Below are 21,772 nucleotides of genomic sequence, written 5' to 3' on the forward strand. Positions count from 1 at the left end.
GGTAGAGTCGACTGTCAGTCGACTGCTCTGCGCAGGCGATGAAAAGCCCGCGCTGCGCGCGATAGTCGACTAACAGTCGACTCTACCCAGCCGACAATCACCCAGTCGGCAACCACCCAGCCGACGATCACCCCGTCAGGTCCACCCAAAAAATGCGCGCGCGCTTCACATCGGCGGTGGGATAAGGGCGCATGCTGCCCCCGGAGATCGACGATGTCCGCCACGCCGCAATCCGCTCCTGCTCCCGTCCGCGCCTCCCGGCATCCCCTTGTCACCGTGCTGTCGCTGCTGCTGGTCGTGCTCGGCCTGGTCATCGGCGGCTTGGGGGCGTGGCTGCTCAGTCTCGGGGGCTCGGCCTACTACGCCATCGCCGGGGGCGGCCTGCTGGCCAGCGGCATCCTGCTGTTCGGCAACCGCCGCAGCGGGGCGCTGCTGTACGCACTGGTGTTCATTGGTACGCTGCTGTGGACCTGGTGGGAGTCAGGCAGCGACTACTGGCGCTGGGTGCCGCGGCTGGGCCTGGTGACCGCGCTCGGCATCGTGCTGGCGCTGCTCGCGCCGACCCTTCGCGAACCGGTTTCAAAGCGGCTGTCGCGCAGCGTGGCGGGCGTGCTGATGCTGGTGTTCGTGGCGGCCTTCGGTCTGGCTTTCGCCCCGCATGGCGAAGTGGATGGGCACTTGCCATTCCCGGAAGGCGCAGCCAGTGCCGGACTGGAACCTACGCGCGATACCACTGGCCTGCAGCCGGCTGACCAGCCCGCCGAAGGCGACTGGCCGGCCTGGGGGCGCAGCAATGCCGGCACCCGCTACTCGCCGCTGCAGCAGATCACCCCGGCCAACGTGGCCACGTTGCAGCTGGCCTGGCAGTTCCGTACTGGCGACATGCCGAACAAGCGCTGGGGTGCGGAAACCACGCCGCTGAAGGTCGGCGACCGCGTGTACCTGTGCACCGCGCGCAACCGCCTGATCGCACTCGACGCCGCCAGTGGCAAGGAACTGTGGCGGTTCGATCCAAAGGTGAGGGATGCTTCGATTCCGTATACCGCCGCCTGTCGTGGCGTGAGCTATTACGAGCAGCCCAGCACGCCGACCATTGCCGATGCGGCGTTGGCCGATGCCGCTGCGGATCTGGCCCTTCCCGAGCCACCGCCAACGGTCACCCGCAGCGCCGCACCCGGCAGCCGTCCGGCGTGCTGGGCGCGCATCATCGAAGGCACGTTGGACGGGCGCATCATTGCAGTGGACGCGGACAGCGGCCGTCCGTGCGTGCATTTCGGCAACAACGGCCAGGTCGACATCACCCTGGGCATGGGCGAGGTCCCACCGGGCTATGTTTCGATCACCTCGCCACCGGCCATCGTGCGTGGGGTGATCGTCACGGGTCACCAGGTGCTGGATGGGCAGCGCCGCGATGCGCCGTCGGGCGTGATCCAGGCCTACGACGCGGTCAGCGGCAAGCTGCGCTGGGCGTGGGACATGGACCAGCCCGAGCGCAGCGGACTGCCGCCACGCGAGCAGACCTATACGCGTGGCACCCCGAACATGTGGATCACGGCCACCGGTGATGAGGCGCTCGGGCTGGTCTACCTGCCGCTGGGCAATTCAGCCGGCGACTACTGGAGTGGCTCACGCACGGAAAACCAGAACCGCTACTCGACCTCGCTGGTGGCGATCGACGTCAGCACTGGCAAGCCGGCCTGGCATTTCCAGGCCGTGCGCAAGGATGTGTGGGACTACGACCTCGGTTCGCAGGCCAGCCTGATCGACTACCCGACGGCTGCAGGCAAGGTGCCGGCGATCCTGCTGCCGACCAAGCAGGGTGACATCTACATTCTCGACCGCCGCAACGGCCAGCTGCTGACCGCTGCCGAAGAGCGCAAGGTACCGGTGGGTGGCGTCGAGCCCGAGCAGCGTTCACCCACCCAGCTGTTCTCGCTGTACCACACGCTGCGTCGCGAGCATGACCTGACCGAGCGTGACATGTGGGGCATCACCCCGATCGACCAGCTGGTCTGCCGCATCCAGTTCCGCAAGGCGTACTACGAAGGCTTCTACACGCCGCCGAGCAGCGAGCGCCATTCCATCGAATACCCCGGTTACAACGGCGGCTCGGACTGGGGCAGCGTGTCCATCGACACGCGACGCGGCGTGATCGTAGCCAACTACAACGACATGCCCAACTACAACCGGCTGGTGCCACGCGCAGAGGCCGACCGGCTGGGCTGGTTGCCGCGCGAGAAGATCCGCGCCGACAAGGGCGGTGGCGAGGGCGCCGGCGATCCGCAGGTCGGCACGCCGTATGCCATCGACGTCAACGCCGGTTGGCGCCTGCCATTCACCGGCCTGCTGTGCAAGCAGCCGCCCTATGGCGGCATCCGTGCCATCGACCTGCGCACCGGCAAGCTGCTGTGGGACCGCCCGTTCGGCAGTGCGCGCGGCAATGGTCCGTTCGGCATCCGTTCCGGCCTGCCGATCGAGATCGGCACGCCGAACAACGGTGGTTCGGTAGTGACCGCCAGCGGCCTGATCTTCATCGCCGCCGCCACCGATGACCTGCTGCGCGCCATCGACCTGAAGACCGGCAAGGAGCTTTGGCATGCCAAGCTGCCTGCCGGCGGCCAGGCCAACCCGATGGTGTACGAGCAGGGCGGGCGCCAGTACGTAGTGATCATGGCCGGCGGCCACCATTTCATGGAAACCCCGAACGGCGATTATGTGATGGCGTTTGCGTTGCCCAGGTAACCGCAATGGGGGCGATGATCCACCCCCATTGCATGACGCTGGATCACACCGTCACCACCACCTTGCCGATCTGCTCGTTCGATTCCAGGTAACGGTGTGCCTCCTGGATCTGCGCAAACGGGAACACCTTGGCAATCTTTGGCGCCAGCGTGCCCTTGTCCAGGCCATCGACGATGAACGCCTTGGCGCGGGCCAGTGCTGCATCGTCAGAAACGATTTCCGAGTACAGATAGCCCTTCAGCGTCAGCGACTTGCCCAGCACGTTGAACAGCGGGAACGGCGTGGGTTCGCTGCTCAGCGCGCCGTATTCCAGCAGGATGCCGCCACGGGCCATCGCTTCGGTGAGCGGCACGAACTGCGGGCCACCGATCGGATCGAACACCACACGGGCACCGGCACCGCCGGTGATGCGCGCCACTTCGGTCACCAGATCCTGCTCCTGGGTGGCGATGACGTGGGCGGCACCGGCATCGAGCAGGGCCTGGCGCTTGCCCGGGCCACGGGTGACCGCGATCGGCGTGGCGCCTACTGCATTGGCGATCTGGATGGCGGCCAGGCCGACGCTGCTGCTGGCGGCGGTGATGATGACGAAATCCCCGGCGGCCAGGTGAGCCTGTTCCAGAAGCGCGCCCCAGGCGGTGACGTACTGCATCCACACCGCGGCCGCCGTTTCAAAGTCCAACGCCTGTGGGTGCTTGACCACCAGTCGTGCCGGCACGTTTGCCAGCTCGCCATAGGTGCCCCAGCGCGCAATGTCCAGCGGCGGTATCACGCTGACCGCATCGCCAGCAGTGAAGCCGCTCACCGTACTACCGACCGCTTCGACAACGCCCGCCGCTTCATAGCCCAGCCGGCTGGGGAACTGCGCTTCCTGCAGATAGGCGCCGTTGCGGAACATCACCTCGGCGCGGTTCAGGCCGATTGCCTTCACCCGGATCTGGACTTCGTCAGGGGCGGGGGCGGGAACGTCGATATCGTCGATGCGCAGCACATCGGCGGTGCCATATTCGTGGATGCGGACAACCTGGCTCATGGGGGGCTCCGAGAAAGGGCCGACGAGGGCGCCGGCGAAAGGGTGACCGCTACTGTGCGCGTAGTCTGCAACCAGAATAAGGGGTAATCTGGCGTTTCATTGAAAAGCAATTTTTTGCAATGGACCTGATCGTTCCCCTGCGGACCTTCGCCAAGGTGGCCGAGGTCGGCTCCTTCGCCGCCGCTGCCGAGGCATTGGACGTGTCGCCGCAGCTGGTCGGCAAGCACATCCAAGCGCTGGAGCAGCATCTGGGCGTGCGCCTGCTCAACCGCACCACGCGAAAGCAGAGCCTGACCGACTTCGGCCAGGCCTACTTGGCGCGGGCGCGGGTGATCCTGGAGGAAGTGGAGGGCGCCGAGGAATTGGCGGAAGTGGCGCGTGGACGGCCGATGGGGCGCCTGCGCATCAGCGCGCCGGTCACCTTCGGCGTGCACGCGCTCGGCCCGGCGGTGGTGGCTTACATGCAGCAGTACCCGGATGTGCAGGTCGATCTGAACCTGTCCAACAGCCTGGTGGACATCGTCGAGGACGGCTACGACCTGGTGTTCCGTACCGGTGACCTGGCCGACAGCGGGCTGGTGGCGCGACGGCTGGGGCCGTATCCGCTGGTCCTGTGTGCGTCGCCAGGCTATCTGGCTTCGCGCCCGGCCATCACCCATCCCAATGACCTGAGCCGCCACGAGTGCCTGGGCTTCGCGCATTCGATCATCCGCACACGCTGGAGTTTCCGCGATGCCGATGGCAGCGTGCTGACCGTGCCGGTGTCCAGTCGCTTCATGGTCAACCAGGCCGAGCCGCTGCTGACAGCGGCCGTGGGTGGGCTGGGATTGATCCTGCAGCCCTACGAAATGCTTGCCGCTGCGCTGGCGCGTGGTGAACTGGTGGAAGTGCTGCCGGACCATGTGCCGGTATCGACGTGGATCAACCTGGTGTATCCGCGCGACCGCCAGCTGACGCCCAAGCTGCGCAGCTTCCTGGACTTCTGCGTGGCGCGTTTCACAGAGCAGACGATGGCAAGGCGATAGCGTGGCATCGATCAGCATTCCTATGTTCCCATGCGAAGGACTCGCCCCGTGATGTCTCTCCTGCTGCCGCAGCATGCCGCCCGCGTCCTGCTGCTGGCGTCATTTTCCAGCGCCATCGTGCTTGCGCAGCAGACGCCTGCGCAGGCGTTGGCCGAGTGGGAGGTGCAAGGGTGCGCGGATGGCCTGGCGCGACCTGATACTGAATGCCAGGATTTCCTGCAGGCAATGGGCCGGAAGCCTCCGGAACTGCAGTATGTAGGCTGCAGCCAGGATGACGTGTCCTACATCAAGCCGATGGAGGCCCACTATCGTGTTTCAGGCGCGCAAGCGGCGCAGGTCGAAGCCTATCTGCACACGGCATTCGGCCTGCCTGCATTGCGCTACGTCTGTGTGGCTGGAGCAACGGCGCACCCTACTACTGGCGCGAAGGTCCGGATGCGGTGAGGTATCAGATCGGCATGGGGGTGGAATCGCTGCCGTACGAACGGGGCCAATGGCATAGCATCGAGGCATTCAACGTCACCGTCGAGGTGGTGCGGCAGCGTCCCTAGCGTGGATGCGGCGGGCCGATCCATCGTCTAGGATGCGCCCAGGGATACCCGCAAAGGAATTGCCATGAGGGCTGTTGGACGCCTGTTTCTCTGCAATGCGCTGGCCTGTTTGGTCCTGGTGACCGCCTCGGCATTTCCGGCAGTTGGCGCAGCATCTTCCGAGCGCGAACATCCACGCGCGCGCGATGCCATCGATGACTGGCTTGCCGCCTTCAATGCGGGCAGCCTCGAGGGGTTGCAGGCATTCGCCGACAGATATGCCAAGCAGGAGGGCAGCACGCCCAAGGACTATCTCGAGTTCCGCGAGAGCACGGGCCCGCTGAGCGTTCTGGAAACACTCGAGCGCGCGCCCAGCCAGGCGAAGGTGCTGGTGATGGGCCAGCTGAGCGAACGTGCGATGTGGGTGACGGCGGTCATGGACCCGGCCAACCCGTCGAACGTGAAGCAGTTCCAGATCGAGGGCACTGAAACGCCGGACAAATACAAGCCGGCACGAGTTGCATTGCCTGCGCTGATGGCTGATGCCGCGGCACGGCTGGAGGCGCTGCGGGCGCAGGACGCGCTGTCGGGTGCATTGCAGGTGGCGCAGAATGGCAAGGTGCTGCTGGACTGGCGCGGTGGCGATGCCGATCGCACCGCTGGCATTCCAGTGGACGTGGATACACAGTTCCGCCTTGCGTCCTCCAACAAGATGTTCACCGCAGTGGCCGTCCTGCAGCTGGTGCAGGACGGCAAGCTCAGTCTCGATGACACGATCGGCAGTCACCTGCCGGACTATCCGAACAAGGCCGTTGCCAACAGCGTAACCGTTCGCCAGCTGCTGTCACATACCAGTGGCCTGGGCGACTTCTTCGGTGACGATTTCGAACAGTATTCCGCGTCGTTGAAGACGCTGGATGACTACGTGCGTCGCTTTGCCAAGGATGCGCCGCAATTCACGCCAGGCAGCCAGGACAGCTACTCGAACTATGGCTTCATCGTGCTTGGGCGGATCATCGAGGCCGTCTCCGGGCAGTCGTACTATGCCTATGTGGAGCAACACATCCTGCGCCCGGCGGGCATGATGGGCACCGGCTTCGAACCGGAAACAGTGAACGTCCCGCAGCGTGCCGTCGCCTACACGAAGAAGGACGGGCAATGGGTCCGTGAAACGAAGTCGCTGCCCTGGCGCGGCATGTCAGCCGGTGGGGGCTACAGCGCGGTGGGCGACATGGTGAAGTTCGCCGAGGCATTGCGCAGTGGAAAGCTGGTCTCACCTGCATTGCTGCAGCAGGCCACCACGGCGCAGAACCACAAGGGCTGGTATGGATTCGGCTTCGTGGTGCAGGGCAAGGGCAGGGAGCACCAGTACGGCCACGAAGGCGGTGCGCCCGGATCGAACAGTGCCATCGTGGTGATGCCCGCACAGGGCTATGTGATCGTTGGCCTGGCCAATGTCGATCCGGATGCGATCAGCAACGTGGTCAACTACATCGCGCGAAGAGTGCCGTTGTAGCCCCGAGCGACTGTGCTGCAGCGATGTTGACGCTGGGGCAGTTGGCGGACCAGAATCGGTCCATGAGCCGATTCCTTCCCGTGGTGTGTCTGGTCGCCAGCATGGTGCTCCTGCTGCGCGGGGTGCACGTGATACTCAGGGGTGTCCCGGCGATGGCCAGCGAAGGTACCAGTGCTGCGTATGCACAAGGTTACCTGCATGGACAGGCAGCAGCCGGGTGGGTGTTGATTTCCGCTGCGGTAGCCTGTGCACTCATTGCCTGGTACCGGGCGCGCGCCAGGAAGTGAGAGACGGGCGCATCAGCGCGGCACCCGCACCATCTTCGTCATCAAGTGTTCCACCACGCCCGCCGGGTCCGCCGTGCGGCCCACATGCGTGCTCGACATCTGCACAACCGAACTGCGCTTGGCGGTAAGGAAATGGAAGCGCGCACGCGCGGGCAGCTGTGCGATCGGCCCGGCGCTGGCGTCGCCGCGACAGATCGCCACGATCGCATCCAGCCACGGCTGCAGCGCCTCCTGGTCCAGCGCCGGCGCGAAGGCGCGCAGGCGCGCAGGATCGATCTCGATGGCCGCCTCCAGATGACGCACACCAGGGCAGGAGACGATCACCCCGACGTTGATGAACTCCTCGCGTTCCACCCGCGGTACCACGCGGATGACCGCATAGTCATACGTGTGCAGCGTGGGCACGGATGGCCTCCTGCACGAACACCGCACGCACTTTCAGGCGATGCTTGAGATAGTCGATGTAGCCTTGGCGATAGGCCTGCGGGCTTTCGAATGCCGGCTCGTTGACCAGCCAGCTGTCCGGCACCAGGCCGACGATGCGCTCGATCTCGGCATCGGTCAGGCGCGCGGCCAGTTCGGCATCCACCTCGGCGACGCGGCTGGCGAACGACAGCAGCACGTGGTCGCGGATCAGCACGAACGGCTTTTCGCAGGCATCGCCGGCGTTGGCCCAGTCGTGATGGAAATACATGGCGGCACCGTGATCGATCAGGTACAGCTTTCGATGCCACACCATCAGGTTCGGATTGCGCGTGGTGCGATCGACATTGCTGGTGAGCGCATCGAACCAGACGATGCGCGAGGCCAGGTCGGCGTCCACCGGCATCGCCGCAGGGTCGTAGTTGATCGCACCGGGCAGGTAGTCCAGGCCCAGGTTCAGGCCCTCGCTGGCGCGGATCAGCTCCTGGATCTCCGGGTCCGGTTCGGTGCGGGCGAACTCGCGGTCCAGCTCCACGAACAGGATTTCCGGAATCGGCAGGCCCAGCGTGCGCGCCATTTCGCCGGCGATCAGCTCGGCGATCAGCGCCTTCGGGCCCTGGCCGGCGCCACGGAACTTCAGCACGGCCATGCCGTCGTCGTCGGTCTCGACCACGGCCGGCAGGGAGCCACCTTCCCGCAAGGGCGTGATGTAGCGGAGGGCATGTACGGTGCGCATGGGCGCATTCTAGCGTGTTGCAGGTGCAACCCCCTGATCGGCGAGGACCGAGTTCGGCCTTCACCTGTCCCTTCCGCCTGTGATGGCAGCATCGTGCTCCAGGAACCCTTGGGTTCATGGGCGTACTGGCACTCTCGATGCAGAGGCTTCAGGCCGGGCATTTGCTCGGCTGCCAGCGACGCGCACTGCGAAGCGGAAACCTCATCCACGATGTCCTGCAGGCTACGGAGGTGCACCGATGAGCGACGAATTCACTCCCATGCTGCCGCCCTTGGACGACGCCAAGGTCGAGGAAATGATCGGCAAGGTCGTACTGGTAGGGGTGACCCGCTATGGCGGCGACGGCCAGGTAAAGGGGCTGGAGCAGTATGCCGGCACGGTGCTGCGCATCAGCGCCGACGAGGGCGTGGTGCTGGCCGACGAGAATGATGGCCACGAGCGCTATCTGCCGCCGATGCTGGACCAGTACCAGCCAGCCGAGCCTGGGGAGTACCGCATGCACACCAGCGGCATGATCGTGGTCGATCCCGATTACCTGGCCACCTGGGACCTGCACGCGCAGCAGTAGTGCCAGGCCACGCCCGGCAGGTGCCGGCAGTTCCGCGGCACCTGCCGGGGCTGCACTTTGCCCCATCCGGCCACTAGCCCTTCCGGCCCATTCACGACAACCCCTGCGGTGCTAGATTCGGGTTCATGCCCGATTCCGGGTACCCATTCACACCCAGGGGATAAGGATGCTGATCCGTCGAACCTCTCTGGCGGCGGCCGTTGCCGTTGCCACCGTCGGCCTGCTGGCCGCTGGCCCGTCTCTTGCCGACTACGCCAAGCCGCCGGAACACCTGCTCAAGGTGCTGAAGGCACCGCCGCCGCCGGCGCCGAACGTGGCCCCGGGCGGCCAGCGCCTGCTGCTGACCACCGCGCAGACCTACCCGTCAATCAGCCGCGTCGCCCAGCCTTACCTGAAGCTGGCCGGCGTGCGCCTGGAGCCGAAGAACCGCAGTCGCCATGACACCCCCGGTGGCTACGGCATTCCGGCCTGCGTGGCCGACTTCACCCTGGTCGACATCGGCAGCGGCAAGGAGACCAAGGTCAACCTGCCGCAGGGCTGCGCCACCGGCGCGTTGTGGTCGGCCGATGGCAGCCACTTCGCCTTCCAGAATGCGGTCGATACCAGCGTGCAGCTGTGGGTGGGCGATGCGGCAACCGGCCAGGTGAAGCAGGTGCCGAACGTGCAGCTGAACCCGATTTTCGGCTATACCGTGCAGTGGCTGGGCGGCAGCCAGAACCTGCTGGTGAAGCTGGTGCCGGCCAACCAGGGCCCGGCGCCGTCCAATGGCGGCGTGCCGACCGGTCCGGACGCGCAGGAGTCGCTGGGCAGCAGCGGCGAAAGCAGCACCTACGAAGCCCGCGACACGCTGACCAGCGTCCATGACGAGAAGCTGTTCGCCTATTACGGTACCTCGCAGCTGGCCGTGGTCGATACCGTCGCCAACCGCGTGCGTCCGGTCGGGCAACCGGCGCTGTTCAATGAAGTCAGCGCCGCGCCCGATGGCGTGCACGTGCTGACCGAATCGATCAAGGCACCGTATTCGCATGCGGTGACCTACCAGCGTTTCGCCAACGACGTGGCCGTGCTGGACATCGCCAGCGGCAAGTCCACGCCGATCGCCAGCCTGCCGTTGGCCGACCGCGTGCCGGTGCACGGCGTACCGGAAGGTCCGCGCGGTTTCGACTGGCGTGCCACCGATCCGGCCACCCTGGTCTATGCCGAAGCGCTGGACAAGGGCGACTGGAAGGTCAACGTGCCGCATCGCGATCGCGTGCTGATGCTGAAGGCGCCGTTCAACGGCAAGCCGACCGAAATCACCCGTACCGCGCAGCGATTTGAGGGCTTCGCATGGACTGCCGATCCGGCCGTGGCGTTCCAGTTCGAGAACGACGAGAACCGCCACTGGATGCAGACCCGCATCGTCGATGTGGACCAGCCGAAGAAGGAAGGCCGCCTGCTGTGGGACATGTCCAGCGATGAGCTGTACGGCAACCCCGGCAACCTGGTCTTTACCCGCCTGCCGAACGGCGCACAGGTCGTGCGCCAGGAGGGTAATCACGTGTTCCTGAGCGGCCGTGGCGCCTCGCCGCAGGGCGACCGTCCGTTCCTGGACCGCCTCGACCTGGGCACGCTGAAAAGCGAGCGCCTGTTCCGCAGCAGCGCCGATGCCTACGAGCAGTTCCTCGGTTTCAGCAACACGCCGGGGCGCTACCTGACCTGGCACCAGTCGGTAATCGATCCTCCGAACGCCTTCATCCGGCAGCGGGGTGAGGCAGTGGCTGATGCGAAGACCGGCGAGGCGCAGTTCGCGTCCACCGCGACCGCGCTGACCAGGCTGGTCGACCCGACCCCGGAAGTGCGCCAGATCAAGAAGCAGCTGGTGACCTACAAGCGTGCCGACGGCGTGGACCTGTCGTTCACCCTGTACACGCCGCCGGGCTACAAGGAAGGCCAGCGCGTGCCGGCGATCCTGTATGCGTACCCGGCCGACTTCGCCAATGCCGCGCAGGCCGGCCAGGTGTCCGGTTCGCAGCAGACCTTCACCCGTCTGCAGCCGTACCGCCTGATGCTGCTGGCCGGCTACGCGATCATCGACAACGCCTCGTTCCCGATCGTCGGCGACCCGAAGAACGCCTACGACACCTACCTGGAGCAGCTGGAAGCCGACGCCAAGGCGGCGGTGGACAAGGCCGTGGACATGGGCGTGGTCGACCGCAACCGCATCGGCGTGACCGGTCACAGCCATGGTGGCCTGATGACCGCCAACCTGATTGCGCACACCAACCTGTTCAAGGCCGGCGTGGCGACCAGTGGGTCGTACAACAAGACCTTCACCCCGTTCGGCTTCCAGAACGAACGCCGCTCGGTCTGGCAGGCGCAGGACGTGTACCTGAAGGCCTCGCCGTTCTTCTATGCCGACAAGATCAAGCTGCCGCTGCTGCTGGTCCACGGCGAGGACGACGCCAACCCGGGCACCGAGCCGTTCCAGTCGCGCAAGCTGTACCAGGCGATCCGCGGTAACGGCGGCACCACCCGCCTGGTGATGCTGCCGAACGAACCGCACTGGTACACCGCGCTGGAATCGAACGAGCAGCTTGTAGCGGAAATGCTGAACTGGTTCGACACCTACGTGAAGAACGCCAAGTAAGGGAACAGAAAGGCCACCTCCGGGTGGCCTTTCTGTCTCGGGATGTGAGTGGGCAGACGGCCTGGATCCGGATGCGCAATCGGGAATCGGGAAGCCACCTGCCATGCGGCACCCGGGTCCACCCGGGCTGCTAAGCTGGGAAAGGAAACAGACCAGGAGACATCGATGCATCGCAATGGAATGCGCGCCATCACTTTTGTCATCGCGACGCTGTTGGCCGGGATGACACACGGAGTGGAAGCGCAGGCTCTGCGGGCAGATGACCGCAGCTACTTTGGCAGCGCCTCCCTTGAACGTGAGGCATGGCAGAACCTCGAGCGCAGCGCCGATGCCCTCAAGGCCCTTCAGGCGCCGCCAGAGGTGCGGTTCCAGCAGGCCGAGCAGCTGTATGGCGAGTGCCTCCGGCACCATGGCTACCTGCATCTTCAGGCAGCGCGCAATGCTGATGATGCCCGGCTGGCCAACACCCAGGGCGAAGTGGCCGGCACATGTGGACGCATCGCGGCGATTGCCAAGCAGGCATTACGTGATGCGCCCGCGCAGGCTGCCTGGATCGAGCCGCATGCCGACCTGCGTGAACGGGCGTTGCGGGAAGGTGTGCAGCCGGCCAATGCAGCGCTGGTGGATGCGGTCGACACGTTGGCCGACCCGGCGCTGGACAGCTTCGGGCGACTGCACCGGCAGCTGCTGCAATCGGCGCCCTTTGCGCGCTTCGAACATGAAGGCGGCACGTTTGACAGCCGCACCGATGCGCGAGCCCTTTCCCGCCTGCCGGACCGTTCACTGCGCGAAGCGGCATGGCGTGCTTACTGGCAGGGAATGGCGTCGCGGCGCCGCGAAATGGCAACGGTGCTGCTGGGCCTGGTCCGCCTCAACGAGCAAGCGTCGGAACTGCAGGGCGATGGAACTGCGCCTGACCGCAGCTACCGGCACATGGGCCTGGATCAGGCCGCCGTCGACGCGACACTGGCGGCGGTAGCGCGCCACGCGCCGCTGCGACGCAACTACCAACAGATGCAGTTGACCCATCTTGAGCGCATGGGCCAGGCCTCCCCAAGGATCTGGGACATGGGCCTGCCTGATGCGGGCTATATCCCTCCGCCGCTTGACCTGGCGCAATTGCGCGATGCGGCAGCGGCATCGATGCAGGTGCTGGGGCCGGACTACGTGACAGGGCTGCGCGGGCTGCTCGATCCTGCGGGCGGACACATGGATCTGGGTGGATCGGCAGGGCGGCGCGCGATGGATGCGTTTTCGATCAGCGCCCCTGGCGCGCCTTCGCTGCTGTTCGTTGGTCATCGACAGGGCGATCTGGAGGGGGATGTCCAGATCGCTCACGAAGCCGGCCATGCCATGCATGGGCAGTGGATGCAGCGCGGTGGCGCATTCTCGTTCCAGCGCAACGGCAACAAGTGGTTGACCGAGGCCTTCGCCATCTACAACGAACTGAAGTTCCGCGATCAGCTCTATCGGCAGGCCAGCGATCCACGTGCCAAGGCGTATTACCTGAAGTCGTTGCTCGATGACATCATCCTGCAGCTGTTTGTATCGTCTGAAGAGGCCGATCTGGAACAGTCCATCTATCAGCAAGTGGCCGCCGATGAGGTTGGCAACGCAGACGCGCTTGATGCGATGACGGTGAAGGTACTGGGCCGGTATGGGGGCGCATCGGAGCAGTATCCCGAGCTGCGCAGCACCTGGGTATCCAAGCGGCTGATGTATGAGGATCCGCTTTACCTGGCCAATTACCTGTATGCCGGATTGATTGCGGTGCAGCTCTTCGCACAGGACCAGCAGGATCCGGAGGGATTCAGGGAGCGCTATCTGGCCGTCCTGGGCGAAGGGTTTGATCGCCCGCCGCAGCAGCAGGTCGAGCAGTTGCTGAATGCGAAGCCCGACTGGCCACGCCTGGTCGAGGAGGATCTTGGCATCTTCCAGCAGTACCTGGCGCAGCTGCAGGTACTGCACGCGGAAATCGAGCGCCAGCGCGGTCGCTGAGGCGACAGCCTGCTGCTGACCGGCACCCGGGTGATGTACGCGGTGCGCAGCGAGCCGGACGCGCTTTCCGCGGTCCTCGACTCGGCCAGCAATGCGCTGGCCGCGCGCGAAGCGAACCGGATGCGGCCCCAGGGTGACCTCGTGTCATTGGCCGTTGCGATTGCGTAACCGTATGTGATGCGGGTGCAATGGCGTGCGGAAGCTGCGATACGCTGCAGGCCTGTTGCTGTCTGCCAGGGGTTTCACCAATGAAGTCCAAACGTATCGCCGCAGTGTTGGCGCTGGTGATGACGCCGATCCTGCATGCGCGATCACTCCCCTCCGAACTGGCGCAGCTGGGCATTGTTGCCGGCATGCCTTATGCCAAGGCCAAGCGCCTGATGGATGCGGCAGGGTGGCAGGCGAGTCCGGTCCAGGGCGCGCCTGAGTCACTCGAGGGCTTTCCGGAAGTTGGATGCCAGAAGGGCGCCAAGCAATGCGCAACAACCTTCGAAAAGGGCGGGCAGCAGGTCGCGATGCGGCTGGGCACTACCCTGGCAGGGCAGCCGTTCGTACAGGGCGCTGATTGAGCGCCTGCTGCGCTCACGCCAGCGGCAGACGGTCCTGCGCGTGCGACAGGCGGTCGTGCAGCGCACGCACGTGCTCGGCCTTGGCATGGATGCGCGCGGTATCACCGAAACTGCGCAGGTAGGTGCACGCGGCAAAGCCAGCGCTCTTCTTTTCGTATTCGGCAATCCAGGCCAGACGGTCCGGGTTGTTGGCCTGTTCGGCTGACCACGCGGCCACCGGTGGGCGGATGCGGTATTTCAGGCCGACGCGCCAGGGCTTCGGTGTCAGTCGCGCACGGAAGCAATGCTGCAGCCGACACATGCGCGCGTACAGGGCGTCGGTACCCAGCGCCTTGAAGAAGGCCTGCAGTTGCTCGTCCTCGGGCGAGAACGTGGCATGCATGACCAGCACGCGTAGTCCGGCTGGCGTGCGGTAGGCGCGCAGATGCCAGTCCGGATGCTGTTCGCTGAAGGCCACGACCCGCTGCAGCGCCACACCTTCGGCGCCACCGGCGGCGGCCAGCCGCCGCCTGCGCTGCATCAGCATCGCGGCATTCACCAGCACTACGGCCGCCACGCCCAATACTACTCCCACCAGCCAGTGCCACAGCAGGGTGCCGACGATGGCGCCAGCAAACAGCAGCGCTGCGGCGATGACAGCGGGCATCACGCAACCCGCCGGTGGCTGCGCATGGTCGATATCGGCGAACAGCACGTCAGGGGTATTGAGGCAGAGCGCACCGTAGCTGTTGCGGGTGATGATGACGTCGCCGTCGCGCTGCACGATCTGCTCGCGGATCGGAACGCCCTCCACGCCGTAGTTGCTGCGCACTTCGCGACGCGGCAGCACCTGCCCGGCGAGGATGGCATTGAGGGCTTCGTTGGCGCGGCGGTCGGCGTGCACCTGCGCCTCGGCAGGGCCTTCGTCGGACCAGCCGAAGCGGCGCACGACCACCGGCCGGCCACGGAAACGGGCCTGCAGGCGGGCTTCGGCCCAGTACGCGGGAACGATCATCATCGTGCGGTGCTCCATCTTCCATGGCAGGTGCCGAGGCGAGTCTGGCACAGCGCCGGTGCGCCCGCATCCGCCTGCTGCAGTGGGCCGGGCGGAGTGATAGATTGCGCGCTTCGCATGCACTCCACCAAGAACGGAGCGATGTTCATGATCCTGCGCGGCCTGTTGGCCCTGGCCTGTGCCGGGGCGGTAGGCGTGGCCACCGCAGCGGTACCGGCAGGGCCGCAGATCCTCACCGAGGATGTCAGCCGTTTCTATGCACTTTATGACAGCGCTGGCGGCAAGCCCAGCGTTGCGCAGCTGCGTGGATACCTGGCCGAGGGTTCGGCGGGCCTGGCCGAACTGGCGAAGGTGCGCCGCACCCCCGAGCGCATTGCCGAGTCCATCGCCAACCAGCCGGAACTGTATGCGCAGGGACGAAGCTGCCTGGCCGAACTGCCAGCGGTGAAGCAACGCCTGACGCAGGTGTTTTCCAACCTGCAGGCGATCTACCCACAGGCTGCGTTTCCGCCGGTGACCATCGCGGTGGGCCGTGGCCGTCCGGTCGGGCTGACCTCGAAAAGCGGGGTGATCATCGGCCTGGAAGCGCTGTGCGCAGCCGATTTCATGAATCCCAATGTGCAGGACCGCTTCGTGCACGTGATTGCGCACGAGTACGTGCACATCCAGCAGACGGGCCTGACCGACTTCGAGCCGGGAGACCCGCATGCGACGGTGCTGCGTGTTTCGCTGGGGGAGGGCATCGCCGAGTTCATCGCCGAACTGATTTCCGGCAACGTCGGCAACGGGCGCCACGCGGCCTGGACCCGTGGCCGGGAAGTGCATATCGAAAGCGCGTTCGCGCTGGATCTGGACAGCACCGATCTGTCGCCGTGGCTGTACAACTACATGCCGGGCTCGCAGGAACCCTACGACCTGGGGTACTGGGTGGGTTACCGCATCGCCAAGGCCTATTACCTGCAGGCCAAGGACAAGCGTGATGCGGTGCGCGCGCTGATCCAGCAGGACAACCCCAAGGCGATCCTGGCTGCCAGTGGCTGGACGCCCGGCATGTGGATGCCGGCCAAGGTGACCGGCGTGGCAGCGCGCGCGGCAGCACGCTGATTGCAGGCCGGGGCGCTAGACTGCCACCGTGAACCGGGAGAGTCTCCATGCGTATTCCTGTAGTGCTTGCCGGAACGTTGGCCATCGCCTTCAGCATTGGCTTGACCGTTCCGACCGCGGCTGCTGAAACGGGCGCGGTCAATCCGATGCTGCTCAAGCCCGTAGAGCAGCTGCGCCCTGATGAGATTCGTTTCATGCAGCAGCGCCTGGCTGATTGGCCGCAGCTGCAGCACTATCGTGATGCCAACGCGCGACTGCCCGCGGCGGCGCCGGGCCAGCCACGCGTGGTCTTCTTCGGCGACTCCATCACCGAAGGCTGGGGCAGGGAAGGCAGCGCGGCTTTCTTCCCCGGCAAGGGCTGGCTCAACCGCGGTATCAGCGGCCAGACCACGGCACAGATGCTGGTGCGCTTCCCGCAAGACGTGCTGGCGCTGAAGCCACAGGTGGTGGTGATCCTGGCCGGTACCAACGATATTGCAGGCAACACCGGTCCATCCACGCAGGCGATGATCGAAGACAACCTGCACGCGATGGTGGACCTGGCCCGCGCACATGGCATCGCCGTGGTGCTGGCATCGGTGCTGCCGGTCAGCGATTACCCATGGATGCCCGGGATCGCGCCTGCGCCCAAGGTGCGTGCGCTGAACACGGCGTTGAAGCGCCATGCCGATGCACAGCAGCTGGTCTATCTGGACTACCACACGCCGATGGCCAATGCCGCCGGCGGACTCGATCCGCAGCTGGCCGAGGATGGCGTGCATCCTACGGCGAAGGGCTATGCGGTGATGGCGCCGCTGGCCGAAGCCGCAGTCAAGCGCGCGCTGCAGCAGAGGTCGCAGCGGCAGGCAGGCTTGTCGACCCCCACGTATCGAAACTGATCAGCAGCGGATCTACCGCCCTGTACTGGGGCATCAGCCTACTGCGGCGCGGCGGAAAGCGCCCCATGCAGGTCGCCCCCATCTGTGCCTCAGGCATCGTCCTGCTTCAACGCCGCATCGGCCGCCAGCAGCGCCTCGGCGGCTGCACTGAGCGACGGCGACGGTGGGGCGACCACGCCGATCGCTTCCATCATCTTCGGCATGCCCAGGAACTGGCGCGCGCGACGGTCGTAGATGCCGGTGACCAGCAGCGCACGTGTGGCGATCTTCTGCTCGGGCCCGATCAGCACGCGCTGCTCCATGATGCCGCGCGAGCCGACCCAGCCGACCAGGCGCGTTTCCAGGGTAAAGCGCTGGAACGGCTTGAGTTCGCGGCGGAACTGGATGGTGCCGGCACCGACGATCGGTGCCCACTTCTCGCGCAGCGCGACCCGGCCCAGGCCCATGCGCAGGATCAGGTCCAGCCGGCCCAGATCGAAGATGTTCCAGTAGCGGCCGTTGGTCATGTGCAGGTTGCTGTCCAGGTCGTTGGGCAGTACCCGGAACTGCAGCCGTGAGACCCCGAACGGGGCCTCCAGCTTGGGCCGGAACAGGCCGCTCAGCAGCAGGTGGAGCAGGCGGAACCAGAGGTTCATGGTTATGACGACTGTTATAAAATCGCCGATACGCTAATCTATGACGACTGTCTTAGCAAGGCGATCGCCGTGAGTCCACGACCCTCTGATGCCCCGGCACGGGTGATTGATGCCGCAGCACTGATGCTGGCGCGGGTAGGCCTCAATGCCACCAGCATCCGTGAGGTGACCAAGCTGGCCGAGGCGCCGTTGGGCTCGACCTACCACCATTTTCCTGGCGGCAAACAGGAGCTTCTGGCGCGCGCCACCTACGTGGCTGGCGACAAGGTGGAGGCGCTTCTCGTTGAGCTGTTGAAAGGCGGAGCCGTGCAGGGCCTGCAGCAGTTCCTGGCGATGTGGCGCGAGCGCCTGCTGCGCTCCGGGTTCCGCGCCGGCTGCCCGGTGCTGGCCGCCGCGGTCGAGGAACCGGTCGAGGCGGTTCCCAGCCAACCGCGCGTGGCCGCCGCAGAGGTGTTCATGCGCTGGCACGGCCATCTTGCCTCGGCGTTCGTCGCTGAAGGGCATGCCCCGGCAGCGGCGGGTGAACTGGCCAGCCTGGTGATCGCCAGCGTGGAAGGTGCGGTGGCGTTGTGCCGCGCGCTGCAGGACATCGCCCCGTTCGACCAGGTCGCAGCGCAGTTGCTGAAGGCCGCCGCGCCACCTGAGCGCTAGAATGCACCCGAACGCGCTACTGCGTGCCCGGCAAGGATGTCCGCATGTTGCACCACCTTTCCCTCGGCGTTCGTGACCTTGATATCGCAGGCCGCTTTTATGACGCCGCGCTCGCCGCACTCGGGTACCGCCGGGTGTTCGAGGACGAGACCGCGATCGGCTATGGGGTGGCCGATGATGAAGACGCGTTGTGCCTGAAGCTGCGTGATGACGCCGCAGCGCCGGGCCCCGGCTTCCACTTGGCGTTCGCTGCAGCGTCCGCAGCGGCGGTGGATGCCTTCCACGCAGCAGCCATCGCCAACGGAGGCGCTGACAATGGAGCGCCCGGACTGCGCCCCGATTACGGTGACTTCTACTACGCCGCGTTCGTGGTCGACCCCGAGGGCCATCGCATCGAGGCGGTGACCAAGGCGCGGCCGGCGTGAAGCAGCCGGGCATTCCGGCGCCAGCCCGCTGAAGCTGCCAATCGCATGCCGTAGCGCGGCATGGCCCATACCAGGCCGGCGATCGGCCAGCGCCCGTCCGCCCCTGGTACTCCCCAAGCCGTAGAGGCACGCGCAGTTTTCGATCCTGCCCGACTCTGCGCTATTATCCGCCGGGGCCTCGGAACGTGGCCCGGCTTCAATCAACCCTGACAAGGACAAGCGCATGGATGTCGCTGCACGCAGGAACAGGACGTTGTTTCGTTGGATCATGGTGACGCTGCTGGCGGTGTTGTTGCCGTTTGCAGCACTGGCGCAGCCGGCAGCCGGGCAGGGCGATGGCGCTGAAGCCGCCACTGCCGCGGATGAGGCGCAATGTCGCGCCTGCACTTATGAGCGCATCGGGCCCAAAGTCGATATCGGGCTGGTTGCACTGGTGTCGCTGCTGGTGGTGGGTCTGCTGATCGCAGCGTCGCGGGAATGGGGCACCACCTCGCAGCGCTGGACCTGTCGCACCCTGGCCCTGCTGCTGGTGGGTATCAGCGCAGCGTTGCTGTGGTGGGCCGGCAGCATCGTCTACCTGGGTTACAACCCGTGGCAGGAAATGGCGGCTCCCGTCGATGGCTCGCTCACCTCGACACTGCTCAATACCTCACCGAAGTGGCTGGCGGCGCTGGTGTTGATTGGTTTCGCGCCTTCCATCTGGAAGCGCAGCGAACGCCTGCCGGCCTGGCGTATCGGCTGACCCTGGAACGACGGCGCCGGGTCAGACCCGGCGCCGCCTGCGGCCATCAGTCAAAGCGCCAGCGCACGCCCGCATAGACGCCACGACCTTCGCCCGGGGTCGAGCGCGCGACATCCTTGCCGGCGTCGTCGTAACCCGGCGTGACCGTAGCAGCGTAGTGGCGGTTGCCGATGTTGCGCATCTCCACCCAGGCCTGCCAGCGGCCACCCGGTGCGTCGTATCCGATGCGGCTGCCGAAGATCACATGGCTGTCGGCCCAGTAGCTGTTGGCGTAGTCGACGGCGATGCGTGAGGCGTATTCGGTATTGAGCGCAGCGTACAGGCCGGAGGCATGATCGAAGCGCAGCTCGGCCTGGTAGGCGTGGCGCGGCAGGCCGGGCAGGCGGTTGCTGCCGAAACGCGCGTCGTGGCGATAACGGAAGTCGCTGAAGGTGTAGGCCTGACGCAGCGACAGGCGGCCCGGTGCGGCCTGCCACAAGGTGTTGTCCAGACCTGCTTCGATGCCACGGTGCACGGTGGGGCTGGCGTTGTTTTCTGCGATGAACAGGTTCGGCACCGGTTGCAGTTCCACGCTAAGCAGCTCGTGATTCACATGCGCGTAGTAGCCGGTCAGTTCCCAGCGACCCACCGCCGCATCACCGCGCGCGCCCAGTTCCAGCGTGGTGGCGGTCTGGTTCTGCATCGGCACCGGCGCGCGCTGGCGGCCGCTGGACGGGCCATTGCCTGGCCCGAAGTACTGGTTCGAGCCCCAGATCATCGACCACGGGTGCGGCGCCTCCACCGAGCGGCTGAGGTTGCCGAACCACTGGGTCTGCGCGCTGCGCTGCCAGGTGAAGCCCAGCCGCGGCGCGTAGTCCCAGTCGTGGTCGCGCAGGCGGCCGCCGCTGCTCGGCCAGGTCACCTGCACGTCGCGGCGGGTGTTGATCAGTGCCAGCCCAGCCTGCATGCGCAGCCGGTCATTGAAGGCGAGGGTGTTGCTGACGTGCAGTGTGCTGTCGGTGCCGTGGTGGCGGAAGTCACGCGTGCGCGTACCGGCGGCATAGCCGTTGCTGGCAAAGCGCAGCGACTCGCGCACATCGGCGTCCAGATCGTGGGTGACGCGCAGACCGACCGTGGTTTCGCTGTCCAGGCCGAACAGCTGGTGGCGATGGCGGTAGTCCAGCGTGGCGTTGAGGTTGGCGTAGTCCAGCTGCTGCCGGTAGAGGCTCTCGTTCAAGTCCATCGGGTACGTGTGGTAGACCAGCCCGGCCTGCAGCGAGGAATCCTCATCGATCTGCACCGTGGTGACGTTGCCCACCCAGGTGCTGCCCGGCTGCGGGCGACGCGCATCGATAGCCAGGTTGGCCGCGTTCGCGGCGCGTGGATCGTTGCGGATCTGATCGCGGGTCAGGCGGCCGGGCGTTTCATGATTGGTTTCGCGATAGCGCACGAAGAAGCGCGTCTGCAGGTCGGACGTGATCTGCCAGCCGATGTTGGCCATCGCGCCCTTGCCGTCGCCGCGCGCATGGTGCTGATAACCATCGAACTCGGTATCGGTGTAAGCCAGGAAGTAGTCGACATCACCGCTGACGCCGCCCCAGCTGATGCCGCGCTTCTGGTAGCCACGGCTGCCGGCTTCGTAGTGCAGCTGCACGCCCGCCGAATCACGTCCGCTGCGGCTGACGTAGTCGATGGCGCCGCCCAGCGCGAGCGCGCCGCGTTCGAAGCCGTTGGCGCCGCGCAGCACTTCCACGCGCGACAACCACAGCGGTTCCAGCAGCTCGTAGGGCGTGCCGCCCGGGCCGGTCAGTGGCAGGCCGTCGATCGACACCGCAATGCCTGAGGCATGCGCGCCGGGGCCCCGGTTGATGCCCGAGCCCCGGATCGAGATCCTGGTGCCCTCGTTGCCCGGCGACTGCGCACTGATGCCCGGCTGGTAGGCCAGCACATCGGCACTGCTGGACAGTCGGCTGTCGGCCTTGGCCACGTCGATGACGTTGCTGGCGCCGGGCACGCGCTTCAACGCCTCGCGCGCCTGCGCGCTGGCATCGGCTGCAGTGACCTGTACGGCATCCAACGTGGTGGCCTGCGGGACTGCAGCGGCAGTGGAGGCGAGGCCAAGGGAAACGGCCAGAGACAGCAGCGAGGGGATGGGGCGGTACGACGAGAGCGACATGCGGGAATGCTGTAAACCACGAAAGTGGCGCGCAAGTTAACAGGTCGGCGGCGTCACGTCACCCGTCGCTCGCGTATGGCCGCCCGCAACATCCATGTAGAGCCGAGCCCGTGCTCGGCTATCGCACGCAGC

At 66.0% G+C, this 21,772-nt stretch carries 21 protein-coding genes; 15 read left to right on the forward strand and 6 right to left on the reverse strand.

Translation table 11 applies throughout. From position 1 onward, the window contains the following. Positions 1–213: 213 nt before the first annotated feature. Positions 214–2,742, forward strand: coding sequence for a membrane-bound PQQ-dependent dehydrogenase, glucose/quinate/shikimate family (locus N5C25_RS04235; RefSeq protein ID WP_279936484.1), 2,529 nt, complete (start codon positions 214–216; stop codon positions 2,740–2,742). A gap of 43 nt (positions 2,743–2,785) precedes the next feature. Here N5C25_RS04235 and N5C25_RS04240 read toward each other — a convergent pair whose 3' ends face one another. Then, positions 2,786–3,775 (reverse strand): zinc-dependent alcohol dehydrogenase family protein, encoded by a 990-nt coding sequence (locus N5C25_RS04240; RefSeq protein WP_279936485.1) that lies wholly within the window; start codon positions 3,773–3,775, stop codon positions 2,786–2,788. A gap of 119 nt (positions 3,776–3,894) precedes the next feature. Between N5C25_RS04240 and N5C25_RS04245 the strand changes: the two genes are divergently transcribed. From N5C25_RS04245 to N5C25_RS04260, 4 genes are all read left to right on the forward strand, one after another. Beyond that, positions 3,895–4,800 carry a LysR family transcriptional regulator gene (locus N5C25_RS04245; protein ID WP_279936486.1) on the forward strand — a complete coding sequence of 302 codons (906 nt, stop codon included), beginning with the start codon at positions 3,895–3,897 and terminating at the stop codon, positions 4,798–4,800. 51 nt (positions 4,801–4,851) lie between these two features. Continuing rightward, positions 4,852–5,244, forward strand: coding sequence for a DUF4952 domain-containing protein (locus N5C25_RS04250; RefSeq protein WP_279936487.1), 393 nt, complete (start codon positions 4,852–4,854; stop codon positions 5,242–5,244). Between the two features lie 171 nt (positions 5,245–5,415). Beyond that, positions 5,416–6,846: a serine hydrolase gene (locus N5C25_RS04255; protein ID WP_279936488.1), complete on the forward strand. Its 1,431-nt coding sequence runs from the start codon at positions 5,416–5,418 to the stop codon at positions 6,844–6,846. A 62-nt stretch (positions 6,847–6,908) separates the two neighbouring features. Continuing rightward, a complete protein-coding gene (locus tag N5C25_RS04260; protein ID WP_138984362.1) occupies positions 6,909–7,133 on the forward strand; it encodes a hypothetical protein in 225 nt (74 codons plus the stop codon). Positions 7,134–7,145: 12 nt separating this feature from the next. Here the strand turns inward: N5C25_RS04260 and N5C25_RS04265 are convergent, their stop codons facing one another. Both N5C25_RS04265 and N5C25_RS04270 read right to left on the reverse strand, forming a co-directional pair. After that, positions 7,146–7,538 carry a DUF3037 domain-containing protein gene (locus N5C25_RS04265; protein ID WP_279936489.1) on the reverse strand — a complete coding sequence of 131 codons (393 nt, stop codon included), beginning with the start codon at positions 7,536–7,538 and terminating at the stop codon, positions 7,146–7,148. After that, entirely contained in the window at positions 7,516–8,292 is a 777-nt protein-coding gene (locus tag N5C25_RS04270; RefSeq protein WP_251103163.1) for a HipA family kinase, read from the reverse strand. The genes N5C25_RS04265 and N5C25_RS04270 overlap by 23 nt, the downstream gene beginning before the upstream one ends. 238 nt (positions 8,293–8,530) lie before the next feature. Here N5C25_RS04270 and N5C25_RS04275 point away from each other — a divergent pair, with 238 nt between their 5' ends. The 5 genes from N5C25_RS04275 to N5C25_RS04295 all read left to right on the forward strand — a co-directional run bounded on the left by N5C25_RS04275 (position 8,531) and on the right by N5C25_RS04295 (position 14,056). Then, positions 8,531–8,860, forward strand: a complete 330-nt coding sequence (locus N5C25_RS04275; RefSeq protein WP_010480503.1) for a hypothetical protein — start codon at positions 8,531–8,533, stop codon at positions 8,858–8,860. Between the two features lie 166 nt (positions 8,861–9,026). Beyond that, positions 9,027–11,489: a prolyl oligopeptidase family serine peptidase gene (locus N5C25_RS04280; RefSeq protein WP_279936490.1), complete on the forward strand. Its 2,463-nt coding sequence runs from the start codon at positions 9,027–9,029 to the stop codon at positions 11,487–11,489. Positions 11,490–11,669: 180 nt separating this feature from the next. Beyond that, entirely contained in the window at positions 11,670–13,487 is a 1,818-nt protein-coding gene (locus N5C25_RS04285; protein ID WP_279936507.1) for a M3 family metallopeptidase, read from the forward strand. 33 nt (positions 13,488–13,520) lie between these two features. Further along, positions 13,521–13,655 carry a hypothetical protein gene (locus tag N5C25_RS04290; RefSeq protein WP_279936491.1) on the forward strand — a complete coding sequence of 45 codons (135 nt, stop codon included), beginning with the start codon at positions 13,521–13,523 and terminating at the stop codon, positions 13,653–13,655. A gap of 80 nt (positions 13,656–13,735) precedes the next feature. Beyond that, complete coding sequence (locus N5C25_RS04295) at positions 13,736–14,056, forward strand: hypothetical protein (protein ID WP_345781910.1); 321 nt, start codon at positions 13,736–13,738, stop codon at positions 14,054–14,056. A 13-nt stretch (positions 14,057–14,069) separates the two neighbouring features. On the opposite strand, the gene N5C25_RS04300 is transcribed toward N5C25_RS04295, so the two are convergent. Further along, a complete protein-coding gene (locus N5C25_RS04300) occupies positions 14,070–15,053 on the reverse strand; it encodes a hypothetical protein (protein WP_279936493.1) in 984 nt (327 codons plus the stop codon). Between the two features lie 138 nt (positions 15,054–15,191). Here N5C25_RS04300 and N5C25_RS04305 point away from each other — a divergent pair, with 138 nt between their 5' ends. Together N5C25_RS04305 and N5C25_RS04310 are read left to right on the forward strand one after the other, a co-directional pair. Then, positions 15,192–16,154 (forward strand): DUF2268 domain-containing putative Zn-dependent protease, encoded by a 963-nt coding sequence (locus N5C25_RS04305; protein ID WP_279936508.1) that lies wholly within the window; start codon positions 15,192–15,194, stop codon positions 16,152–16,154. A 146-nt stretch (positions 16,155–16,300) separates the two neighbouring features. After that, positions 16,301–17,032 (forward strand): SGNH/GDSL hydrolase family protein, encoded by a 732-nt coding sequence (locus tag N5C25_RS04310; protein ID WP_279936509.1) that lies wholly within the window; start codon positions 16,301–16,303, stop codon positions 17,030–17,032. A gap of 89 nt (positions 17,033–17,121) precedes the next feature. Here N5C25_RS04310 and N5C25_RS04315 read toward each other — a convergent pair whose 3' ends face one another. Beyond that, positions 17,122–17,667, reverse strand: a complete 546-nt coding sequence (locus N5C25_RS04315; RefSeq protein WP_279936494.1) for a thioesterase family protein — start codon at positions 17,665–17,667, stop codon at positions 17,122–17,124. Between the two features lie 69 nt (positions 17,668–17,736). Between N5C25_RS04315 and N5C25_RS04320 the strand changes: the two genes are divergently transcribed. The 3 genes from N5C25_RS04320 to N5C25_RS04330 all read left to right on the forward strand — a co-directional run bounded on the left by N5C25_RS04320 (position 17,737) and on the right by N5C25_RS04330 (position 19,485). Beyond that, positions 17,737–18,318, forward strand: a complete 582-nt coding sequence (locus N5C25_RS04320) for a TetR/AcrR family transcriptional regulator (protein ID WP_279936495.1) — start codon at positions 17,737–17,739, stop codon at positions 18,316–18,318. Between the two features lie 44 nt (positions 18,319–18,362). Further along, the gene (locus N5C25_RS04325; protein ID WP_031269802.1) at positions 18,363–18,743 is read left to right on the forward strand and encodes a VOC family protein; all 381 of its coding nucleotides are present in this window, start codon (positions 18,363–18,365) and stop codon (positions 18,741–18,743) included. A gap of 223 nt (positions 18,744–18,966) precedes the next feature. After that, positions 18,967–19,485, forward strand: coding sequence for a hypothetical protein (locus N5C25_RS04330; RefSeq protein ID WP_345781911.1), 519 nt, complete (start codon positions 18,967–18,969; stop codon positions 19,483–19,485). Positions 19,486–19,531: 46 nt separating this feature from the next. On the opposite strand, the gene N5C25_RS04335 is transcribed toward N5C25_RS04330, so the two are convergent. Continuing rightward, entirely contained in the window at positions 19,532–21,640 is a 2,109-nt protein-coding gene (locus N5C25_RS04335) for a TonB-dependent receptor (RefSeq protein WP_279936497.1), read from the reverse strand. Positions 21,641–21,772: the final 132 nt, after the last annotated feature.

Origin of the sequence: Stenotrophomonas sp. GD03958 (genome assembly GCF_029839005.1) — a bacterium.
Taxonomy (GTDB): domain Bacteria; phylum Pseudomonadota; class Gammaproteobacteria; order Xanthomonadales; family Xanthomonadaceae; genus Stenotrophomonas; species Stenotrophomonas hibiscicola.